Source organism: Paraperibacillus marinus, from assembly GCF_046237605.1.
Taxonomy (GTDB): domain Bacteria; phylum Bacillota; class Bacilli; order Bacillales; family DSM-1321; genus Paraperibacillus; species Paraperibacillus marinus.
On sequence record NZ_CP143542.1, the window covers coordinates 1578814 to 1599232 of the forward strand.

22 protein-coding genes are annotated in these 20419 nt (G+C 46.4%); 21 read left to right on the plus strand and 1 reads right to left on the minus strand.

All coding sequences use genetic code 11. The annotated features are described in order from the left end of the window. Nucleotides 1-26 precede the first annotated feature (26 nt). From V1498_RS08045 to V1498_RS08055, 3 genes are read left to right on the plus strand one after another with little or no spacing between them, the layout of a single operon-like run. Nucleotides 27-620 carry a DUF1405 domain-containing protein gene (locus V1498_RS08045; protein WP_409298098.1) on the plus strand — a complete coding sequence of 198 codons (594 nt, stop codon included), beginning with the start codon at nucleotides 27-29 and terminating at the stop codon, nucleotides 618-620. Between the two features lie 56 nt (nucleotides 621-676). Then, complete coding sequence (gene ypjB, locus V1498_RS08050; RefSeq protein WP_409298099.1) at nucleotides 677-1459, plus strand: sporulation protein YpjB; 783 nt, start codon at nucleotides 677-679, stop codon at nucleotides 1457-1459. A gap of 56 nt (nucleotides 1460-1515) precedes the next feature. Next, nucleotides 1516-2187 (plus strand): zinc metallopeptidase, encoded by a 672-nt coding sequence (locus tag V1498_RS08055; RefSeq protein WP_409288939.1) that lies wholly within the window; start codon nucleotides 1516-1518, stop codon nucleotides 2185-2187. Nucleotides 2188-2778: 591 nt separating this feature from the next. Here the strand turns inward: V1498_RS08055 and V1498_RS08060 are convergent. Beyond that, the gene (locus V1498_RS08060; protein WP_409288938.1) at nucleotides 2779-3651 is read right to left on the minus strand and encodes a YitT family protein; all 873 of its coding nucleotides are present in this window, start codon (nucleotides 3649-3651) and stop codon (nucleotides 2779-2781) included. Nucleotides 3652-3829: 178 nt separating this feature from the next. On the opposite strand from V1498_RS08060, the gene V1498_RS08065 reads away from it, so the two are divergent. The 18 genes from V1498_RS08065 (at nucleotide 3830) to V1498_RS08150 (ending at nucleotide 20407) form a co-directional block, all read left to right on the plus strand. Continuing rightward, on the plus strand, nucleotides 3830-4162 hold the full coding sequence (locus V1498_RS08065) for a nucleotide pyrophosphohydrolase (RefSeq protein WP_409299213.1): 333 nt from the start codon (nucleotides 3830-3832) through the stop codon (nucleotides 4160-4162). Then, complete coding sequence (gene dapB / locus V1498_RS08070; protein WP_409298101.1) at nucleotides 4149-4949, plus strand: 4-hydroxy-tetrahydrodipicolinate reductase; 801 nt, start codon at nucleotides 4149-4151, stop codon at nucleotides 4947-4949. The genes V1498_RS08065 and dapB overlap by 14 nt, the downstream gene beginning before the upstream one ends. Nucleotides 4950-4959: 10 nt before the next feature. Further along, on the plus strand, nucleotides 4960-5364 hold the full coding sequence (gene mgsA / locus V1498_RS08075; protein ID WP_409298103.1) for a methylglyoxal synthase: 405 nt from the start codon (nucleotides 4960-4962) through the stop codon (nucleotides 5362-5364). A 5-nt stretch (nucleotides 5365-5369) separates the two neighbouring features. Then, a complete protein-coding gene (gene bshB1, locus V1498_RS08080) occupies nucleotides 5370-6077 on the plus strand; it encodes a bacillithiol biosynthesis deacetylase BshB1 (RefSeq protein ID WP_409298105.1) in 708 nt (235 codons plus the stop codon). A 3-nt stretch (nucleotides 6078-6080) separates the two neighbouring features. Then, entirely contained in the window at nucleotides 6081-7238 is a 1158-nt protein-coding gene (gene bshA, locus V1498_RS08085; RefSeq protein ID WP_409298107.1) for an N-acetyl-alpha-D-glucosaminyl L-malate synthase BshA, read from the plus strand. Then, nucleotides 7235-8422, plus strand: coding sequence for a CCA tRNA nucleotidyltransferase (locus V1498_RS08090; protein ID WP_409298109.1), 1188 nt, complete (start codon nucleotides 7235-7237; stop codon nucleotides 8420-8422). The genes bshA and V1498_RS08090 overlap by 4 nt, the downstream gene beginning before the upstream one ends. Then, nucleotides 8407-9387: a biotin--[acetyl-CoA-carboxylase] ligase gene (locus tag V1498_RS08095; protein WP_409298110.1), complete on the plus strand. Its 981-nt coding sequence runs from the start codon at nucleotides 8407-8409 to the stop codon at nucleotides 9385-9387. The genes V1498_RS08090 and V1498_RS08095 overlap by 16 nt, the downstream gene beginning before the upstream one ends. A 258-nt stretch (nucleotides 9388-9645) precedes the next feature. Beyond that, the gene (panB, locus tag V1498_RS08100) at nucleotides 9646-10482 is read left to right on the plus strand and encodes a 3-methyl-2-oxobutanoate hydroxymethyltransferase (protein ID WP_409298111.1); all 837 of its coding nucleotides are present in this window, start codon (nucleotides 9646-9648) and stop codon (nucleotides 10480-10482) included. Continuing rightward, complete coding sequence (panC, locus tag V1498_RS08105; RefSeq protein WP_409298112.1) at nucleotides 10479-11321, plus strand: pantoate--beta-alanine ligase; 843 nt, start codon at nucleotides 10479-10481, stop codon at nucleotides 11319-11321. Before panB ends, panC begins: the two co-directional genes overlap by 4 nt. A gap of 27 nt (nucleotides 11322-11348) precedes the next feature. Beyond that, entirely contained in the window at nucleotides 11349-11732 is a 384-nt protein-coding gene (gene panD, locus V1498_RS08110; RefSeq protein WP_409288922.1) for an aspartate 1-decarboxylase, read from the plus strand. A 204-nt stretch (nucleotides 11733-11936) separates the two neighbouring features. After that, nucleotides 11937-14735, plus strand: coding sequence for an ATP-dependent DNA helicase DinG (gene dinG / locus V1498_RS08115; protein WP_409298114.1), 2799 nt, complete (start codon nucleotides 11937-11939; stop codon nucleotides 14733-14735). 209 nt (nucleotides 14736-14944) lie between these two features. Further along, nucleotides 14945-15115, plus strand: coding sequence for a YpmA family protein (locus V1498_RS08120; protein WP_409298116.1), 171 nt, complete (start codon nucleotides 14945-14947; stop codon nucleotides 15113-15115). 15 nt (nucleotides 15116-15130) lie between these two features. Further along, nucleotides 15131-15604, plus strand: a complete 474-nt coding sequence (locus V1498_RS08125) for a DUF5590 domain-containing protein (protein WP_409298117.1) — start codon at nucleotides 15131-15133, stop codon at nucleotides 15602-15604. 15 nt (nucleotides 15605-15619) lie between these two features. After that, nucleotides 15620-16801: a pyridoxal phosphate-dependent aminotransferase gene (locus V1498_RS08130; RefSeq protein ID WP_409298119.1), complete on the plus strand. Its 1182-nt coding sequence runs from the start codon at nucleotides 15620-15622 to the stop codon at nucleotides 16799-16801. A 209-nt stretch (nucleotides 16802-17010) separates the two neighbouring features. Further along, on the plus strand, nucleotides 17011-18303 hold the full coding sequence (gene asnS / locus V1498_RS08135; protein ID WP_409298120.1) for an asparagine--tRNA ligase: 1293 nt from the start codon (nucleotides 17011-17013) through the stop codon (nucleotides 18301-18303). A gap of 191 nt (nucleotides 18304-18494) precedes the next feature. Continuing rightward, nucleotides 18495-19193, plus strand: a complete 699-nt coding sequence (locus V1498_RS08140) for a DnaD domain protein (RefSeq protein WP_409298122.1) — start codon at nucleotides 18495-18497, stop codon at nucleotides 19191-19193. 42 nt (nucleotides 19194-19235) lie between these two features. Further along, nucleotides 19236-19892 carry an endonuclease III gene (gene nth / locus V1498_RS08145; protein WP_409298123.1) on the plus strand — a complete coding sequence of 219 codons (657 nt, stop codon included), beginning with the start codon at nucleotides 19236-19238 and terminating at the stop codon, nucleotides 19890-19892. Continuing rightward, nucleotides 19889-20407 carry a YpoC family protein gene (locus tag V1498_RS08150; RefSeq protein WP_409298125.1) on the plus strand — a complete coding sequence of 173 codons (519 nt, stop codon included), beginning with the start codon at nucleotides 19889-19891 and terminating at the stop codon, nucleotides 20405-20407. Before nth ends, V1498_RS08150 begins: the two co-directional genes overlap by 4 nt. The last annotated feature ends 12 nt before the right edge of the window (nucleotides 20408-20419 follow it).

Here is a 20419-nt window from a genome sequence, read left to right on the forward strand (position 1 = left end):
ACATCGAAACAGAAAGTAGGTCTTTCATGACAATGTTGCGTTTTCTCCTGACACATCGAAGCTTTTTATGGATGCTTTTGGCCATCAATATTTTCGGAACAGTGTATGGGTACTATTGGTATGGCTACCAGCTGGAACAGACGCCTGCAGTTTTTCTGGCATTTGTGCCTGACAGTCCGACCGCCACACTGTTTTTTGCATTAGCTCTTGCCGGCCTGCTGCTTAGGAGAAATTGGGGACTTTTTGAGGCGCTGGCAGTGATGACTCTGTTCAAATACGGAATCTGGGCTGTTGTCATGAATCTTCTCACCCTAAAGGTGACCGGATCTCTGGATTGGACGGGCTATATGCTGATGGCTTCACATGCTGCCATGGCCTTGCAAGGGCTATTATATGCTAATAGCTTCCACATAAAAAAGTGGCACTTTGCTGTGGCAGCGGTATGGACAGTCCATAATGAAATGATTGATTATGTTTACTATCAAATGCCGATTTATGGAGATTTGATGAAGTATATGCAGGGAATAGGTTATTTCACTTTCTGGCTCAGTGTTGTTTCGATAGCCCTTACCTATATCCTGGCATTTTCAAAGGATAAGAGCACCCTTTATACGAAATAGTTCTAACCTTGTCCCCCCTCTCATACATTTTTATAAGTATGAGAGGGGGGACATTTATGTTAAAGAACCTATGTCTGCTGTTTGCCCTGATATGGATCCTGCCTTTGTCTGTACACGCACAAAGTTCCCTTGATAGGCTGGACAAAATTGCCGATGAAGCTTTGCAGCTTGTAAGAGGAGATAGATTGCCCGAAACCGTGCGGATGCTGGATTACTTCTCAAACCAGTTCATGGCCCTCAATGAAGAGGAAGAAGTTTTCAATATGGACGAGCTCCGCATCATGTCTTCAGCCTATGATGAAGCCGTAAAAGCAGTAGAGTCGAAAACGGCCACGCTCGCTGAAAAGATATCCCAGGTTACTAAGCTAAGGCTTGTGGTCGATGCAATCGGAACCAATCATCAGCCGATGTGGACGGAAATGGAAGATCAGATGATGGAAACATTCACAGCGGCTAAACAGGCAATAAAAACACAGGATATGGAGAAGCTTGATCAGGGGCTTACCCTTATCCTGTCACAATATAGCCTCATTCACCCCAGTCTCGCCGTGGATATTTCACCCGAGAAGATTCAAAAGCTCGATGCCAGGGTACAGTATATAGGACAGAGCTCACCGGGTATGCTGCTGAAAAAAAATAACAGCGATGAGCTGAATGCACTTCAAACTGATCTTCAGTCCATTTTTGAGGACATGAAAGAGGACGAAGCCGATCCGTCACTCTGGTGGGTTATCATTTCGACGGGCAGCATCATCATCATGACCCTGTCCTATGTGGGATGGAGAAAGTATAAGGGCGGAAAAGCAAGTGTAAGCACCCGTAAAGAGCAGAATGATTGACTGTCTTTTGAGTTAAAATTAAAATATAATTAAACACCTATGTTAGGGAGGTCAGCATGTTAATATACTTTATACTACTGATTCTAGTACCCTTGTATGCACAATTTAAGGTGAAGAGCACCTATAAAAAATATTCCCGTGTTGCCTCGTCCTCAGGCAGGACCGGTGCCCAGGTTGCAAGGGAAATCCTTGACAGCCACGGACTATATCAGGTTTCTGTCGAAGAGACAAGAGGAGTACTGAGTGACCATTATGATCCCAGGGCAAAGGCTGTCCGCTTATCCAGCGACAATTATTTCGGGCATTCTCTGGCCAGTGCGGCCATCGCGGCCCATGAAGTCGGCCATGCTGTACAGGATCAAGAGAGATATACGTTCCTTCGGTTAAGGCATACACTAGTACCTGTCGCCAATATTGGATCGAATTTTTCATGGATGCTGATCCTGGCGGGGATTCTCGCAAATGCTTCAGGTCTTCTCCTTCTTGGAATCGCCTTTATGGCATTTGCAGTAATATTCCAGATTGTCACACTGCCAGTCGAATTCAATGCCTCAAATCGGGCAATGAATGAGGTAGTCTCACTAGGAATCATCCGGAATGATGAAGAAAGAGAGACAAGGAAGGTCCTCAATGCCGCCGCACTCACTTATGTAGCTGCCGCAGCTGTGGCTGTGCTTGAACTGGTCCGCTTGATCTTTATCTATACCGGCATGACAAGGGATGAATAATAAGATGAAAAGCTGCCGACTGGCAGCTTTTTATACTTTTGTGTGAGGGGATGCTGCAATACTTAGGGTATCCCTGACAGTCCAGACTAATATGAAGGTGAAAGTTTCTCAAAGATAGTGCTTGGTTTGTTCAGTTGTGGATGTTTTTGGCTTCCCCAGTCTGTTTTTTATCAAAGTATCTCTCTTTTACTAACAAAATAAGCCTCAGAAAATCATTTTAATCCCTTTACTTCCAGAACTGGGGGATATACTCGCGAAAAAGAAAGATTTACTTGCACAGCTGCAACCCATAGATTTGGCACAGATGATTTTACTAGTTAAACCAACATGATGCCATATCGTTCCCGTTCATCAGCCGTTCCACTACTGGGATGAAACCGGCAGGGTACTCTTAATTCCCGATTTCTTGCCGGTCTTAGAGCTCTGTCTCAATGAAGAAACCTGGCTGGATTCTCTATATCGGTTTACCATCGTATATGCATCCAGCAAACTGAAAACTTAAGGAACCCTTAAGCTCTGATGAAAATATCCGTATAAGCAGCACAGAAAAGCCCAGGAAAATCACCGTTTTCCCGGGCTTTCTACCTGTATTCAGCGCTCGATAGGGTTCTTGTTCTCATCAAGGGTAAATCCTTCCCCGAGCACATCATGTACAATTGTAACAGAGACAAACGCATGCGGATCGACAGCTGTAATGGCGTTTTTAAGGCGGACCAGCTCTGTCCGGGCGACCACGCAGTACAAGACTTCCCTGTCTGTCTTGGTGAACGATCCATACCCCTTCAGCATCGTCACTCCACGGTCCAGGTCCTTCATGATCTTGTCGGCAATCTCGGCGTTTTTATCGCTGATCACCATAGCCCCCCTGGCTGAGTAGGCGCCTTCCTGGATGAAATCGATCACCCTTGCGCCGATGAACACAGCCACCAGGGTGTACATGGCTTCACGATAGTCCAGGTATACAGCAAGGGAGATTGTAATCACCAAGGCGTCGAAGATGAACATTGTTCTGCCGATGCTCCAGCCAAGGTAGCGTTCGACGATTCGGGCTATGATATCTACACCGCCGGTTGTACCTCCTGCTCGAAAGATAATGCCGAGCCCCACACCGATAAAGCCTCCTGCAAATAAGGCAGCGAGCATCAGATCATGATGGAGCGGGAATTTTAAAGAATATACTTCGAATAACTTCAGCCAGGCTGAAAGCCCGACTGTCCCTATGATCGTATATAAAAAGGTTGTTCTTCCAAGGAATCGCCATCCGGCAAAAAACACCGGGATGTTCAGCAGAAGATTTGAATAGGAAAGATTGATTCCGAAAACCTGATATAAAAGCAGGGTGATGCCGGTAAATCCACCTTCCGCCAGATTGTTTTGCATGTTAAAGTGGACAAGCCCAAATGCAAAGATTCCTGATCCAAATAAAATTGATATAATATTTTTGGTCTTTAACCCGTAACGCATATTTCTTGTAAACCCCCAAGGCCCAGGCGGCCGTATTTTCACAATGATCATATTATATAGGAATAACAGAGGGCGGGCAACATCCTGTAAAATCCCAAACAGTTGTCATCAGGTTTAGTTTTAGCTAACATGTAAGAAGAAAGCATGAAGGGTGATTAACTTGAAAAAAGATAAAACGATGCAGCAGCTTCAGGATGAAGTTGATCAATATATCGGGCAGTTCAAGGAGGGGTATTTCAGCCCGCTTGCAATGCTTGCCCGTATGGCAGAAGAATTAGGGGAGCTTGCTCGGGAAGTGAACCACCACTTTGGTGAAAAGCCGAAAAAATCCAGTGAAAACGAAAAAGCGATCGAGGAAGAAGCGGGAGACATGCTTTTTGTACTAATCTGTTTCGCCAATTCTCTTGGAATCAGCCTGGAGGAAGCCCATGACAGAGTCATGGAAAAATTCCGCACACGAGATAAAGACAGATGGACACGAATTGGAGATGGGGAAAATGAAGGAAATTAGAGTAATCGTAGCCGGCCCTAGAGGAAGAATGGGCCTTGAAGCAGTCAAACTGGTACATGCCACTGAGCATTTTACACTTGCTGCGGTTCTTGACCGCAGGAACGGAGGCCGCAATTTAGGTTCCCTGCCTGGGTTTGAAGGGATGGACGCCCCTGTTTATACAGATATAGACCTGTGTTTCAGTGAAGTTCGGGCTGATGTTTTAATAGATTTGACTACTCCTGAGGTTGGCATGTTTCATGCTGAAAAAGCCCTGTTGCATGGAATCCGGCCAGTAGTCGGCACAACCGGTTTCACAAAGGATGACCTTGCAAGGCTTGACTCCCTGACAGCCGAAAAGGGGCTGGGATGTATCATAGCACCTAACTTTGCAATTGGTGCGATTTTAATGATGAAGTTTGCCCAAATGGCCGCCAAATACTTCGACGATATTGAAATATTGGAACTGCATCATGACAAGAAATTAGATGCTCCTTCAGGCACAGCCGTAAAAACGGCTGAAATGATAGCAGAAGCAAGAGAATCAAAGAGACAGGGCCATCCGGATGAAAAAGAGGTGCTTCAAGGTGCCAGGGGCGCCGAGTTCGACGGGATGAGAATACATAGTGTCAGGCTTCCAGGGCTTGTTGCCCATCAGCAGGTTATGCTTGGGATGGAAGGTCAGCTCTTGACCATCAGACATGACTCCTTTAACAGGGCTTCTTTCATGTCAGGTGTTAAATTGGCAGTAGAAGAGATCATGAAGCTGGACCTCCTGGTTTACGGACTGGAAAACATAATAGAATAGGGTGGTATATATGCGGGTAGCACTGATTGCTCATGATAAAAAGAAGGAGGACATCATCCGCTTCGCTACAGCCTATAAGGAAATACTGGTACAGCACGAGCTATTTGCTACAGGCACCACCGGCTTAAAGGTCCAGGAAGCAACAGGTCTAACCATTCATCGCTTCCAGTCAGGGCCGCTCGGCGGAGATCAGGAGATTGGGGCCAGGATAGCCAGGAATGAAATGGATGTTGTCTTCTTTTTCAGGGATCCCCTAACTGCCCAGCCGCATGAACCTGATGTTTCAGCACTTATCAGGCTGTGTGATGTGTATGCGATTCCGCTTGCAACCAATATGGGGACTGCAGAAGTACTGATTAACGGATTAAAAAGAGGAGACATTGCCTGGAGAAAGCTAGAAAGTGACCAGAGGTGAACGTATTGGAAAATGAAATAGATGTGCTTGCTTTTGGTGCCCACGCTGATGATGTAGAAATAGGTATGGGAGGCACGGCAGCCAGGCTTGTTCAGGACGGCAGGAAAGTGTCGATCTGTGATTTAACGGAAGCGGAGCTGTCATCGAACGGGAATGTAGAGCTCAGGAAACAGGAGGCTGAAAAAGCTGCTGAAATCCTTGGGGTTACCGGCCGCCAGACACTTGGACTCCCTGACAGAGGTCTTTATTTGACGCGTGATAATATGGATAAAATCGTTTCGGTTATCAGGAAGCTGCGTCCGAAAACAGTATTTGCCCCTTATTTCGAGGATCGGCATCCTGATCATGGGAATTGTGCCAGGCTTGTGGAGGAGGCTTGTTTTTCAGCCGGTGTCCAAAAATATCAGGATGCGGAAGGATTGGAAGCCCACAGGGTTAAGGCAGTCTACTATTATATGATCAATGGCTGGCATAAGCCGAGTTTTACAGTGGATGTATCAACTGTCTATCCTTTGAAGATTGCAAGTCTTAATGCATATGAAAGCCAGTTCACAAAGAGCGGTGACACAATAGATACTCCCCTAGTAAATGGATACATAGAAACAGTGGAGGCAAGGGAAAGGCTGTTTGGAAAAGAGTCTGGTGCGGAATATGCAGAAGGCTTCATTTCAAAAAAGCCTCTTCTCGTTCCTGCTGCTTTGTTAGGAGAATAAAATATGACATTGAAAATAGGCATAACCTGTTATCCTACTGTTGGAGGATCGGGGGCAGTGGCTGCTGAGCTTGGAAAGCTGCTTGCAGAAAAAGGGCATGAAATCCACTTTATTTCTTCAAGCATGCCCTTCAGGCTCAAAAAGCGTTATCCCAATATTTTTTATCACCAGGTTGAAGTCAACCAATATTCTGTATTCCAGTACCCGCCATACGACCTGGCACTGGCCAGTAAGATGGCTGAAGTGGCGAAGAGAGATGGCCTGGATATTCTCCACGTACATTACGCGATTCCTCATGCGGTATGTGCCATCCTGGCCAAGCAGATGGCCGGGACCGACGTCAAGATTGTCACTACCCTGCATGGCACGGACATTACTGTGCTAGGTTATGACCCTTCTCTTACGGAAAGCATAAAGTTCGGCATCGAAAAGTCTGATGCAGTTACTGCTGTTTCAAAGGCGCTTGTTGAACAGACAAATGAACTGATCCAGCCTGATAAAGAAATACAAACGGTATATAATTTCATAGATGAGAGGATATACCGCAGGAAAGACAGTGGTTCTTTAAAAAGTGATTACGGCATTGCTGAATCAGAAAAGGTAATCATCCATGTTTCAAACTTCAGGGGCGTCAAGCGTGTGAACGATGTAGTACGTGCATTCAACAAAATTCAAAAAGAGGTGCCTTCAAAGCTGATGCTTGTCGGTGATGGACCGGAAATGACAATGGTCTGCAAACTGGCAAGTGAACTGGGAATCAAGGATAAAATCCTGACACTTGGCAAGCAGGACAATCTGGAAGACTTATACTCAATAAGCGACCTGATGCTGCTGCTGTCACAAAAGGAAAGCTTTGGCCTGGTCCTGATAGAAGCCATGGCGTGCGGCGTTCCCTGCATAGGCACGACAATCGGCGGTATTCCGGAAGTCATAGACCATGGGGAAACAGGGTATCTTTGCAGTCTGGGAGACTACCAGGAAGCTGCAGCCCTGGCACTGGAACTGCTTACAGACAGCAAAAAGCATGAGTTATTTTCAAATGCAGCTATAAAGGCTGTCCATTCACGCTTCAAGGCGTCTCAAATCGTAGTGGAATATGAAGATATCTATTATCGCCTGCTTAATGGAGAAAATAACGGGAAAGAAGGATCGGGCAGATGATCAAACTGTTTCAGCAGGCATCGGGGCTTCTCGATAAAATAGAGCAGGCTGGCTTTGAAGCCTATTTTGTCGGCGGTGCGGTCAGGGATATGCTCCTTAAAAAGCCCATAAGTGATGTAGACATCGCTACAAGTGCCACACCGCTGGAGGTAAAGGCGCTTTTTCCCAATACCGTTGATGTAGGGATTGAACATGGAACGGTAATCGTCATGCACGATGGTGATCCCTATGAAGTGACTACATTCCGCCGGGAGGGCGGCTATGAGGACTTCCGCCGTCCTTCAGAGGTAAAATTCATCAGGTCTCTGAGGGAAGACTTGCAGCGAAGGGATTTTACGATGAATGCCATTGCGATGGACAAAAACTACAAGCTGATCGATCCCTTTTCCGGGGCTTCGGCAATCCGGCGGAAGCTGATTTGTACGGTGGGTGATCCTGATGAACGGTTTTCAGAAGACGCCCTCCGGATGATGCGGGCAGTCCGATTTGTCAGCCAGCTCTCTTTTTCCATGGATCCTGAAGTATTTGAAGGAATCAAAAAGAATGGGCCGATTCTCTCCAATATGGCTGTTGAGCGGCTGCTTGCTGAATTTAACAAGCTTATGGAAGGCGGGAGCAGGACCAGGGCACTCAAGATATTGCTGGACAGCGGGTTATACCAGTATGTGCCAGGGCTGTCACACCAGCAGGAAGCACTCCGGAAATTCATCGGACTAAATCCATCCGGGTTGAAGGACGGTCTGGACAGCTGGGTGCTGCTCGCAAGCCTCATGAATCAGGATGGAGCGGATGCGTTCCTGAACAGCTGGAAGATGTCTATGAAGCAATTCAAATCAATTAAAAGCCATCTGCTATACCTTAATATGCGGAGCCAGGGGCCTTTGGGTAAAAAATCTCTGTTTGAGGCGGGAAAAGAGACAGCTGTGAGGGTCGAAAGAGTGTTTGCAGCCCGTATGGGTGTTTCGCCTCAAAGCCAGGTCGAAAACGTTTATGACAGCCTGCCTGTTCATCATATGAATGACCTTAATGTCAATGGCAATGATTTATTGGACTGGACCGGAAAAAAAGGAGGGCCATGGGTTAAGGAACTTCTTTCCTTAATCCTGACTGGGGTGCTTGAAGAGCGAGTGAAAAACGATAAAGAGGCAGTAAGGGAGTGGCTGGTCGAGTGCAATCGGATTTAAGAAAGAAGTTATTGGAAGCCTTTTATGAAGCAGAAGGAGAATACCTTTCTGGTCAGGGACTGGCAGACATCATGGGCTGCTCCAGGACCGCAGTCTGGAAGCATATGGAGGAACTCCGCAAGGATGGATATGAGATTGAGGCTGTAAGGAAGAAGGGATACAGACTCTTGACAAGTCCAGATAAGCTGTCTCAAAACTCCATTATGCTCGGTCTTCAGACAAAGTCCATCGGGAAGCATATTGTTTATCATGAATCTCTCGATTCTACCCAAAAGGCGGCCTACGCTCTGGCAGACAAAGGGGCTGAAGAAGGCACGCTTGTCATTGCGAATGAACAAACTGCCGGAAAGGGGAGGCTTTTGCGGAGCTGGCACTCGGCGAGGGGAACCGGCATCTGGATGAGCCTTATCTTAAGGCCCCATATCCCCATGCAGGATGCGCCGCAGCTCACCTTGCTTGCGGCTGCTGCCATCGTTCAGGCGTTAGAGGAGGCTGCGGATTTAAGTCCATCCATCAAATGGCCGAATGATATTCTGATCAATGGCAAAAAGGTGACAGGCATCCTGACAGAAATGCAGGCTGAAGCAGACAGCATCCATTCTGTCATTATTGGGATTGGCATAAATGTGAACCAAGAGCTTAAGGATTTTCCTGAAGAAATCAGGGGAACGGCAACATCCCTGGCCATTCAGGCAGGAGGACCCATTTCCCGCACCGAGGTCATCCAGGCATTCCTGCGTAAATTTGAAAATCTATATGAACTTTACATAAAAGAAGGCTTCAAGCCCATCAAGCTGCTATGGGAAAGCTATGCCATCAGTCTGGGCTGTGAGATCAAGGCGACTACCCTATCAGGTGTGCTTTTTGGAAAAGCTGTCGGCATAACGGATGAAGGAGTTTTGCTGCTGCAGGAGGAAAACGGGCAGATTCACCGTATATATTCCGCAGATATTGAAATAAACTGAAGAAGACCGGGAAAAAACTTTAGGAAAATATGAAATAATTATGTATAATGTAGCTGGGCGGTATCAAGATAGAACTGCACCTTTTTATACTGTGTTTTATTTATACAAGCATATCTGCCTTGATCCAATTAGATGGACTGGGACGGAGGGATCACCAACTTGACTTACAAAATCCTTCTGTTTGCAGAAGGGTTTTTTTGGGGTTTTAAACCTATGCCCTCCTTGATTCATCTTCCAAAAAAGAAGGAGGAATAATAAATGAAATTTTCTGCTCAGTTCAGCGCAATGAAAAAGCAGGGTGAAAAAATTACGATGCTGACCGCCTATGATTATCCTTCAGCAAAGCTCTCTGAAGAAGCTGGAGTCGATATGATCCTGGTAGGTGATTCACTTGGCATGGTGGTACTCGGCTATGACTCCACCCTGCCTGTGACAATAGACGATATGGTTTACCATACCAAGGCTGTAAAGCGGGGAGCGAAAGATACGTTCATCGTTACCGACATGCCTTTTATGAGCTATCATCTATCACTGGATGAAACCCTTAAAAATGCTGCGAAAATCATGCAGGAAGGAGGAGCCCATGCCGTTAAAGTAGAGGGGGCGGGAGAAGTGCTGGAGAAGATCTCCGCGCTTACAAATGCCGGAATACCAGTTGTGGCACATCTTGGGCTGACTCCCCAGTCAGTCGGCGTTCTTGGCGGCTATAAAGTCCAGGGCAAGGATCGTGAGGCAGCCAGCCGCCTGCTGGCGGATGCAGCAGCTTGTGAGGCAGCCGGGGCAATGGCGCTTGTACTTGAATGTGTTCCTTATCAGCTTGCCGGATTGATTACTGAAACGCTGGGGATACCAACCATTGGAATTGGTGCCGGCATGCATACGGACGGCCAGGTGCTTGTATATCACGATGTCCTCTCCTATGGAGTGGACCGGCTTCCTAAATTTGTTAAACCCTATGCCTCCATCGGTGAGGCAGCAAAAAATGGCCTGACTGAATATGTCAGGGAAGTAAAGGGCTCAGCTTTCCCCGAGAGGGAGCACTCCTACACCATGGCTGATGAAGACGTGGAAGCACTTTATGGAGGCAGAAAATGAAAATATTCCGGGAAATAAAGGCACTGAGAGAGGAACTGAAGAATAAACGACAAGGCAGCACCATTGGATTTGTACCGACAATGGGGTATCTGCATGAAGGACACCTGGCACTTTTGAAAAAGGCCAGGAAAGAAAATGATATTCTTGTCTTGAGCATATTTGTAAATCCTTTGCAATTTGGGCCGAATGAAGACTTTGACTCGTATCCCCGGGATATGGAGCGGGATGAGAAAGTTGCTGGCGAGGCTGGTGCAGATTATATTTTCTATCCTTCAGTGGAAGAAATGTATCCAGCATCACCGACCATATCGGTAACGGTGGCGAAGAGGACCAGCATCCTTTGCGGAGCAAGCCGTCCTGGCCACTTCGATGGAGTGGCGGTCGTCCTGACTAAGCTGTTCAATATCGTCCAGCCTGACCGCGCTTACTTTGGCATGAAAGATGCCCAGCAGGTGGCCGTAATCGATGGCCTGGTACAGGATTTCAATATCCCGGTGGATATCGTTCCTGTAGAAACGGTCAGGGAGCATGATGGCCTGGCTAAAAGCTCGCGCAATGTTTATTTGTCGGAATCGGAGAGAATGGAGGCACCAGCCATTTACCGAAGTCTACTTAATGCCAAAGAGATGGCGCTTGGCGGTGAAACAAAGCCGGATGCGATCGCTGACATGGTCTCCGGTAAAATAAGCAGAGAGACGAGCGGTATACTGGACTATATTGAAGTTTTATCCTATCCTGACCTTGAGAGAATTGACAGCCTGAAAGAGAGAATAATCATTGCCGCCGCTGTTAAATTCAGCAGGGCACGCTTGATTGACAATATTATCTTTACCATATAAAGCAAGGCAAAATGAGGAGGAACCGCTATGTTTCGCACAATGATGAATGCCAAAATCCACCGTGCCAGGGTGACTGAGGCAAATTTGAACTATGTTGGAAGCATTACGATCGATGAGGATATCCTGGATGCAGTCGGTATGGCAGCAAATGAGAAAGTGGCGATTGTCAATAATAATAATGGGGCACGGCTTGAAACCTATATCATTCCAGGTCCGCGCGGAAGCGGAGTGGTATGCTTGAACGGAGCAGCTGCACGCCTGGTTCAGCCGGATGATATTGTCATCATCATTTCCTATGCAATCATACCGGAGGAGAAGGTTCAGAGCCACACACCGAAGGTAGCGATTATGGATGAGAACAATCGGATCAAAGAGCTGATTGGCCATGAACCAGCAGCCACGATAATGTAAGATATAACCGGCCGGCAGCTAGTCCTGGCCGGTTTTTTTTTAACTTGCTTTTTGATCCAGCGGGGCTGTGCAGGATTTTTAGAAAAACTTATAACGGGTCCTTCCCCTCGGCTTGTATTTCAGCCGAAAAGGGTGGTATGGTATAAGGAATTGAGTGTCCAGCCTCTTAGGTCGGACAGCAGAAGTTATTGAGGTGTACTATTCATGAAACAAAAATACATTGTAGTGGACTTGGAGACTACAGGCAATTCACCCAAAAAAGGCGATTCAATCATTCAATTTGCCTGTGTGGTCATCGAGGGAGGCAAGATTTGTGATGAGTATTCTACATATATAAAGCCGGTAAGCAGTATCCCGCCTTTCATCGAGGAGCTGACCGGCATCAGCAACGATATGGTGATGGATGCACCGGAATTCGGCGAGGTGGCCGCAAAAATTAATTCCCTTCTGACAGATTCGGTATTTGTCGCTCATAACGTTCTTTTTGATTTGTCCTTCCTTCAGGAAGAGCTGGAGACTGCAGGGTATGATGGATTTTACGGATCAACAATCGATACAGTGGAACTTTCAAAGATCCTGCTTCCAACTGCAGACAGCTATAAGCTTTCTAAGCTTGCCCAGTTAGAGGACCTGAATCACGAGAGGCCTCATCGGGCGGACAGCGATGCAAAGGTGACGGCCATGCTGCTGCTGAAGCTGATGGAAAGGATGGAGACCCTTCCAAAGTCCACCTTAAAACAGCTGTACCGTCTTTCCTTTTCTTTGAAAAGCGAGATTTCTGAATTGATCGGAGAGTGTATCTCTGAAAAGGAAAAGAAGGTGCTGGAGCCCCTGGGGCAGCTGGAAATATATAAGGGTCTGGCCCTTCTTATTAGAAGCGGGGAAAAAGAGCCCATAGACACGCCTGAAATATCATATCCATACAGTGATGAGGAGAAGATACAGGCGATGCAGGCAGCCTTCCCGCACATGAAAAAGAGGGTAGGCCAGCTGAATATGATGAACAGTGTGCATAATGCGTTAAACAATGGAAGCAGCAGGATCATAGAAGCAGGCACCGGCATCGGCAAATCGCTCGCATATCTCCTGCCTGCGGTCCATTTTGCACTTCATACAAAAAAACAAGTGATCATCAGCACATATTCCCTTCACCTTCAGGAACAGCTGATGAATAAGGAAATACCGGCTCTTAGAAAAATACTGCCGCTTCCTTTTTCAGCCAGCACTATTAAAGGCAAAAACAATTATATAAGCCTTGCTAAGTTTGAACGGGTTCTCCGCCAAAAAGATGATAATTACGATTCTTCCTTGACCAAAATGCAGATACTGGTCTGGCTGACTTATACCGAAACAGGAGACAGGGATGAGTTGAATCTTACTTCAGGGGGAGCAAACTTTTGGGACCGTCTGCACTCTGGCGGGCCTATGCCAGCCAGACTTCAGGCTCCCTGGGATACCCGGGATTTTCATCTGAGGGCTGTGGCTGCAGCAGGCAAGGCCGATCTATTGATCACCAATCATGCCTATCTTTTCAATGAACTGCGCATGAGGAATTCAATCTTTCAGCCAGGCGCAGCACTCATCATAGATGAAGCACATCATTTTGAAAAAGCCTACAAATCCCAAGCGGGCCTGAATGTCAGCTATCAGGGCATCAGGACATTGATGAACAGACTGGGCTCGTATAATCAGAAGATGATATTGTACAAGCTGGAAAGGCTCTTAAAGGAAAAAAACCTTGTTTCAGGCGTGCCAGGCACAGCGGTTGAAGGATATGTACAGGATTTTCTATATGAAACAGAATCTTTGTTTGTACAGCTGGCCGGATTTATGGAGGCTAACAGCAAAAACACTGCAGGACCCGTATCGACGCTCCCTTTTCACGCTGGCAGGACATCAGACCGGAGACTGTCCAATCTTTTGATGGCAGCAGAACGGGTAATCGATTATCAGAAGCGGATCAGGCTGGCGGTAGAAGATAGAATCAGACTTCTCAAGGAAGCGGAGGATTCGCTTGGCAGAACCCATTTATTCTATTTGACGGAGGCTGAATCCCTGCACCACGATCTTGAAACGCTTGAAAAATCGCTGAGGGAATTTTTCCTGAGGCAGAAGGCAGATATGGTGTATTGGACTGACTTGGCAAGAAGCGGTAAGAATATGACGATTACTCTTTATTCACAGCCTGTAGAAGGGGCCGGGCGTTTCTGGGAGGAAGATCACTCCAGGTTCAGCTCCGTCATCCTGACATCCGCCACCCTTTCAGTGAATGGATCCTTCGCTTATTTTAAGGAGCAGCTGGGCATTGATGAAAAGGTTCAAACAGAATCATATCCCTCTCCCTTCAATTATAAGAAAGCTGTGAAGATCATCGTACCAGAGTCCATGCCGGATATCAGCATGACTGTACAGCCTGAATTCGCAAAAGCAGCGGCGCGCCATATAGCGGCGGCTGCTCTGGGATCAGGCGGGAGAATGATGGTGTTATTCACATCAAGGGAGCTTTTACGGCTCACCTATGACCATCTAAAAAATACCGCTTCGCTTGATGAATACACGATTTTGGCCCAAGGCATATCAGGGGGTAGTAAATGGAGGCTGCTGAAGAATTTTCAGGGTTTCACAAAAGGCATTCTCCTTGGCAATGTAAGTTTCTGGGATGGAGTGGACATACAGGGTGAAAAGCTGTCATGTCTTGTCATCGTGAGGCTGCCATTTTCCCCTCCGGATGAACCTGCTGCTGCTGCAAAGGCGCGGGTTCTTGTGGAAAAGGGATTGAACCCTTTTACAAGCCTCTCCCTTCCTGAAGCGGTCATACGGTTCAGGCAGGGTTTCGGAAGGCTGATCAGGGGGGAACAGGATAAAGGAGTCATGATTGTCCTTGATAAGCGGCTGTTTTCATCTTCTTATGGAAAAACCTTTCTCGAGGCTATACCGGATGTGCAAGTCGAAAGAACACAGGCCGGCATGATTACAGAATCAGTGGCAGAATGGCTTAAATAAAAAACAGCAGCATACAGCTGCTGTAAAAGTGCGGCGGGACTAGAAGGTATTTATAAAGATTTTGTACCCGGAGCTCGCCATAATCGCATGAAATTATGCCCCAAGCTAACTCATTACTGATATAATGAACTGTGTAAATCTTTACTGTATGATTAGTATGGCCATCATTGATGGTCAATATGAATTAACATTTGCTGGAGGAATCTGAAATGGAAAGCAAGATAGAAGTAATTTCAACAGTCAAAGTCCTTAACTCACCTGACTTATATAAAATTGTGGATTCACTCAACCGTACCCTTAAGGAAAAGGACCTGATGTTCGGCCTTGCCCTTGATGACACTGACAAAGAAAAAGCTGTATTCACGATCTATCGTACATAATGGAAGGGCTGTAATATGAAAAAATGGATGATCCTTGGAGTGATCGCGGTGCTCGCTGCCGTCTCCTTTACCCTTCTTACCTATACTAAGGCTGTAAAGCCCAAGAAGACTGCATTTGCCAAGCTTGAGCAGGCAGCGGCAAAGGAAGGACTGGCAGAAACAGATGAATATTATCTGTACCATGGCTCTAAATCTTATTCAGTGGCAGTTGGGAAGGACAAGTCAGGAAAAAGGACGGTTCTATGGATACCGTCAGAAAAGAATGGCGAAATCATTAAAGCCGATTACGACAGCGGCATTACCAGACAGCAGGTAATCAAACAGGTCCAGAGGGAACGTAAACCGGATAAGATTCTGTCTGTAAAGCTGGGGATGGAAAATAACGTCCCTCTCTGGGAAGTGATTTACCAGAATGAAGCAAAACAGATCAATTATGAATACTTTGATTTTAAATCCGGGGATATGCTGAAATATTACCGGAGTATCTGATTGGAGGATTTTGGGATGAAATTAGCAAAAAGGGTCGAAGCTCTTACCCCATCCACTACGCTTGCCATAACGGCGAAAGCAAAGGAATTGAAGGCTCAGGGAATTGATGTGGTAGGACTTGGTGCCGGGGAACCGGATTTTAATACACCACAGCACATCATCGAAGCTGCCGTAAGGTCCATGAATGAGGGGCAGACAAAATACACTGCCGCAAGCGGGCTGCCTAAATTAAAACAGGCCATCGCAGACAAACTGAAAGCAGACCAGAACCTTCAGTATGAGCTGTCGCAGATTATGGTTGCTTCAGGTGCGAAACATGCCCTGTACACGTTGTTTCAAGCCATCCTTGATGAAGGTGACGAAGTTATCATCCCTATTCCTTATTGGGTAAGCTATCCTGAGCAGGTGAAGCTTGCCGGGGGGATACCCGTTTATGTGGAAGCGGATGAAAGCAACAGCTTCAAAATCACACCGGAACAGCTTGAGAATGCGGTAACTTCAAAAACAAAAGCCATTATCATCAATTCACCGAGCAATCCGACCGGCATGATTTATACCAGGGAAGAGCTTTCGGCAATCGGTGAAGTATGCCTGAAACATGATCTCTTGATCATCTCAGATGAAATATATGAAAAACTTATATACGGGGAAAATTATCATGTTTCAATAGCTGAGATTTCTCCTGAACTAAAAGAAAGCACCATGATTATCAATGGTGTGTCAAAATCCCACAGCATGACTGGCTGGAGGATAGGCTATGCAGCCGGCAATGAAGATATCATCAAGGCCATGACCAATCTGGCAAGCCACAGCACATCAAATCCGACCACTACTGCACAATATGGGGCGATTGCAGCCTATGAGGGGCCGCAGGGTGCTGTGGAGAGTATGCGGCAGGCGTTTGAGGCACGGCTTGAGTCTGTTTATAAGAAACTTACGGCGATTCCAGGGGTCAGCTGCATTAAGCCGCAGGGTGCTTTTTATCTCTATCCGAATGTGAAGGAAGCGGCTCAGAATCTTGGCTTTGAAAGTGTTGATGCATTTGCTTCCGCACTGCTTGAAGAGGCAAAGGTGGCCGTCATACCGGGATCAGGATTTGGCTCGCCTGATAACATCCGTTTATCCTATGCAACATCGGAAGATCAGCTCGAAAAGGCGATAGCACGAATTTCCGACTTTGTAAAAGGCGGAAGATAAACTTTAGTGAACCGTCCAGGCAATGAGGCTGTCCCGAGGAGGGCCAGCCTCGCCTTTTCATATTTGCCTGAAGGAAGAATGAATGATTGAAGAAGAACATATGAAAGTATAGGCTGGCATGCCTGAATCTCATTGCCTCGCAAAACAGGCAGAGGTATAATGGTATATAAATGTCAGTTTGTGCAGTATTTTGGAGGGAATATATACACGTGAAAACAATGATAAAAGAAGTCCATAAACATGCAGGTGAAGAAGTTAAAATTGGAGGCTGGCTGGCAAACAAAAGATCCAGCGGAAAGATTGCATTCTTGCAAATCCGGGACGGGAGCGGCTTCATTCAAGGAGTCGTGGTGAAGGAGGAAGTCGGGGAAGAAGTGTTTGCCAAGGCAAAAGCCCTCACCCAGGAATCTTCCATCTATGTAACAGGGTTAATCCAGAGGGACGAGCGATCACCATTCGGCTATGAGCTTGTAGTGAAGGATGTGGAAGTGATCCACGAGTCAAAGGATTACCCGATCACGCCGAAGGCTCACGGAACTGAATTCCTGATGGACAACCGCCATTTATGGCTCCGGTCAAAGAGGCAGCATGCCGTCATGCAGATCAGAAATGAAATTATCCGGGCCACTTATGAATTTTTTAACGAACATGGATTCTCAAAGGTGGATCCCCCGATATTGACAGGAAGTGCACCGGAAGGAACATCTGAACTATTTGCAACCAAGTACTTTGATGAGGATGCCTATCTTTCACAGAGCGGCCAGCTGTATATGGAAGCGGCCGCGATGGCGCTTGGGAAAGTATTTTCATTCGGACCTACCTTCCGGGCTGAAAAATCCAAGACAAGACGTCATTTAATCGAATTCTGGATGATCGAGCCTGAGATGGCTTTCTACGATTTCAATGATAACCTGGAAGTCCAGGAGCAATATGTATCACATATCGTGCAATCTGTACTTGAGAATTGCAAAGTCCAGCTTCACACCTTGGGCCGGGATACAACAAAGCTTGAAAACATCAAGGCACCGTTCCCAAGGATCTCTTATGATGATGCTATCAAATTTCTTCATGAAAAGGGCTTTGATGATATTGAGTGGGGGGACGACTTCGGGGCACCACATGAGACGGCAATTGCGGAAAGCTATGATAAACCGGTGTTCATCACTCATTATCCGACCGGTATCAAACCATTTTATATGCAGCCTGCCCCTGACCGTGAGGACGTCGTGCTGTGCGCAGACTTAATCGCTCCGGAAGGATACGGAGAAATCATCGGCGGTTCACAGCGTATCCATGATTATGATCTGCTTAAAAAAAGGATTGAAGAACACGGTCTGAGCATGGATGCTTACGCCTGGTATCTGGAATTAAGGCAATATGGCTCGGTTCCTCACTCCGGTTTCGGCCTTGGACTTGAGAGGACGGTTGCCTGGATCAGCGGTGTTGAACACGTGAGGGAGTCCATTCCATTCCCTCGCCTATTGAACCGTCTGTATCCATGATGAACAGCTTTGAATAAACTTCGAAGAAAAGCTCGTGCTCGGGCTTTTCTTTTTTCTCCCTCAGCGGATGCTGGCAGCCAGTGATTACAAAAGTGGATAGAATACCTCATTACATGTAATTTTTACCCTGGAGTATTTTTGTCAGGACGGCTGATCTTTCATGGTATACTTAGAATGAGGTGTCAGATGATATGTTAAGAGAAAAATTACTTGCTTGGATGAAGGAAGGCAACATCACAATTCCTTCTTTTCTTTTGTCCCACTACAAAGAAATGGGTTTGAATGAGAACGAGTTAATTATATTGCTGCAAATCCAGCACTTTTCCGAAAAAGGAAATGCCTTTCCTACACCGGACCAGATTTCGGACCGGATGACACTGGACAGCTCGGATTGCTCAAGCCATTTGAGAAGATTGATTCAAAAAGGTTATCTGGAGATCATGGAGGAATACAGAGAGGACAGCGTCCTGTTTGAGATGTATTCATTGGAGCCCCTGCATGAAAAACTGATTGATTTTTATATGAAGAATTCGACTGTACCTGTTATTCCCGCAGAAGAGGATGAGAGCTTATATACGGTCTTTGAAAAGGAATTCGGAAGGCCGCTGTCCCCGTTCGAGTGTGAGACACTGGCAATGTGGATGGAGGATGACCACCATTATCCCTTAGTGAAAGCAGCCCTTAAGGAGGCGGTTATCTCCGGCAAGCTGAATTTCCGATACATAGACAGGATTCTCTTCGAGTGGAAGAAAAATGGCATCCAAACGCCTCAGCAGGCTAAAACCTACGGACAGAAATTCCGCATGAACAATAGCAGCAAGCGCGAAAAGAAACAGGATGCTGTAGGAGCAAACAGGAGTGTCCCGTTCTTTAATTGGCTTGAACAATAGCGGGCAACTGCTGAATAGTCCACTGCGGAGGTGCTGTACCATATGTTAAACCAAACACAGATAAATTACTGTCTTGAAACAATCGGGGAAATGTTCCCTGACGCACATTGTGAGCTTCACCATTCAAACCCCTTTGAACTCGTCATTGCGGTAGCACTTTCTGCACAGTGTACGGATGCCCTGGTCAACAGAGTGACAAAAAGCCTGTTTGAAAAATATAAAACTCCTGAAGAATATCTGCAGGTGCCGATCGAAGAACTTCAACAGGATATAAAGTCTATTGGACTTTATCGTAATAAAGCGAAAAATATACAAAATCTGTGCCGCCTCCTGCTGGATGAATATGGCGGGGAGCTGCCAGCTGACCGTGATGAACTTACCAAATTCCCCGGAGTAGGGAGGAAGACGGCAAACGTTGTGGTAAATGTGGCATTTGGAGTCCCGGCCATCGCTGTGGATACCCATGTGGAAAGGGTGACCAAGAGGCTCGGTATCTGCCGCTGGAAGGACAGCGTGCTTGAGGTAGAGCATACTTTGATGAGGAAAGTTCCCAAGGAAAAGTGGGGAGAGACCCATCACAGGCTGATCTTTTTCGGCAGGTATCATTGTAAAGCGCAATCGCCGCAATGTGAAAAATGTCCGCTCCTTGAGCTTTGCAGGGAAGGAAAAAAACGGATGAAGAGAGTGAAGGCGCTGTGAAATTGCTTAAACTGGACAATCCCCAACATATGAAGAATGAGCTGTTTCATGAGAAACAGCTCATTCTTATGGAAGAAGAAGTGAAAGGTTGGTCCCCTGGACTCCTTTTGAGGCACCACTTCCCGTATGAAGCATGCTTATATAAAGGGTTGGATTCCTATGAGCCTTGGACACAGGAAGAACATGTACGGGATATCCTGGAGATCTGGAAAGAATTGAGGAGCCGCATTGGAGATCATTATGCCAAGGACAAGAGAGGCACGGCGGAATCCATGCCTGCAGGACTTTCACTTTTAATTTCCTGCCTATTTTGGATGCATTCAAAGCCGGTAACACTTCAAGGATGGGAAGAGAAGCTGAAGTCCTTTTCTGCCTTACCGATGAACGTATCAGAGCGTATCCAATTTATCATGCTTAGGCCATATTCCTATCATGCCTATAAGCAGCTGGACAGTTTGTTCCTTGAAACAGAAAAGATCTATTATAAAAGGCAGGTTATAAAAAAAAACGTTTAAGCCTAAGTGCTT

Bases quoted from the DNA above. Each gene is read 5' to 3' on its own strand.
- V1498_RS08120 (WP_409298116.1), top strand. From the start codon at position 14,945: ATGGAAAGCAAGATAGAAGTAATTTCAACAGTCAAAGTCCTTAACTCA.
- panD (WP_409288922.1), top strand. From the start codon at position 11,349: ATGTTTCGCACAATGATGAATGCCAAAATCCACCGTGCCAGGGTGACT.
- dapB (WP_409298101.1), top strand. From the start codon at position 4,149: ATGAAGGAAATTAGAGTAATCGTAGCCGGCCCTAGAGGAAGAATGGGC.
- V1498_RS08090 (WP_409298109.1), top strand. From the start codon at position 7,235: ATGATCAAACTGTTTCAGCAGGCATCGGGGCTTCTCGATAAAATAGAG.
- V1498_RS08130 (WP_409298119.1), top strand. From the start codon at position 15,620: ATGAAATTAGCAAAAAGGGTCGAAGCTCTTACCCCATCCACTACGCTT.
- V1498_RS08065 (WP_409299213.1), top strand. From the start codon at position 3,830: ATGCAGCAGCTTCAGGATGAAGTTGATCAATATATCGGGCAGTTCAAG.
- dinG (WP_409298114.1), top strand. From the start codon at position 11,937: ATGAAACAAAAATACATTGTAGTGGACTTGGAGACTACAGGCAATTCA.
- V1498_RS08060 (WP_409288938.1), bottom strand. From the start codon at position 3,651: ATGCGTTACGGGTTAAAGACCAAAAATATTATATCAATTTTATTTGGA.
- V1498_RS08045 (WP_409298098.1), top strand. From the start codon at position 27: ATGACAATGTTGCGTTTTCTCCTGACACATCGAAGCTTTTTATGGATG.
- panB (WP_409298111.1), top strand. From the start codon at position 9,646: ATGAAATTTTCTGCTCAGTTCAGCGCAATGAAAAAGCAGGGTGAAAAA.
- V1498_RS08140 (WP_409298122.1), top strand. From the start codon at position 18,495: ATGTTAAGAGAAAAATTACTTGCTTGGATGAAGGAAGGCAACATCACA.
- panC (WP_409298112.1), top strand. From the start codon at position 10,479: ATGAAAATATTCCGGGAAATAAAGGCACTGAGAGAGGAACTGAAGAAT.
- ypjB (WP_409298099.1), top strand. From the start codon at position 677: ATGTTAAAGAACCTATGTCTGCTGTTTGCCCTGATATGGATCCTGCCT.
- bshA (WP_409298107.1), top strand. From the start codon at position 6,081: ATGACATTGAAAATAGGCATAACCTGTTATCCTACTGTTGGAGGATCG.
- nth (WP_409298123.1), top strand. From the start codon at position 19,236: ATGTTAAACCAAACACAGATAAATTACTGTCTTGAAACAATCGGGGAA.
- mgsA (WP_409298103.1), top strand. From the start codon at position 4,960: ATGCGGGTAGCACTGATTGCTCATGATAAAAAGAAGGAGGACATCATC.
- V1498_RS08055 (WP_409288939.1), top strand. From the start codon at position 1,516: ATGTTAATATACTTTATACTACTGATTCTAGTACCCTTGTATGCACAA.
- V1498_RS08125 (WP_409298117.1), top strand. From the start codon at position 15,131: ATGAAAAAATGGATGATCCTTGGAGTGATCGCGGTGCTCGCTGCCGTC.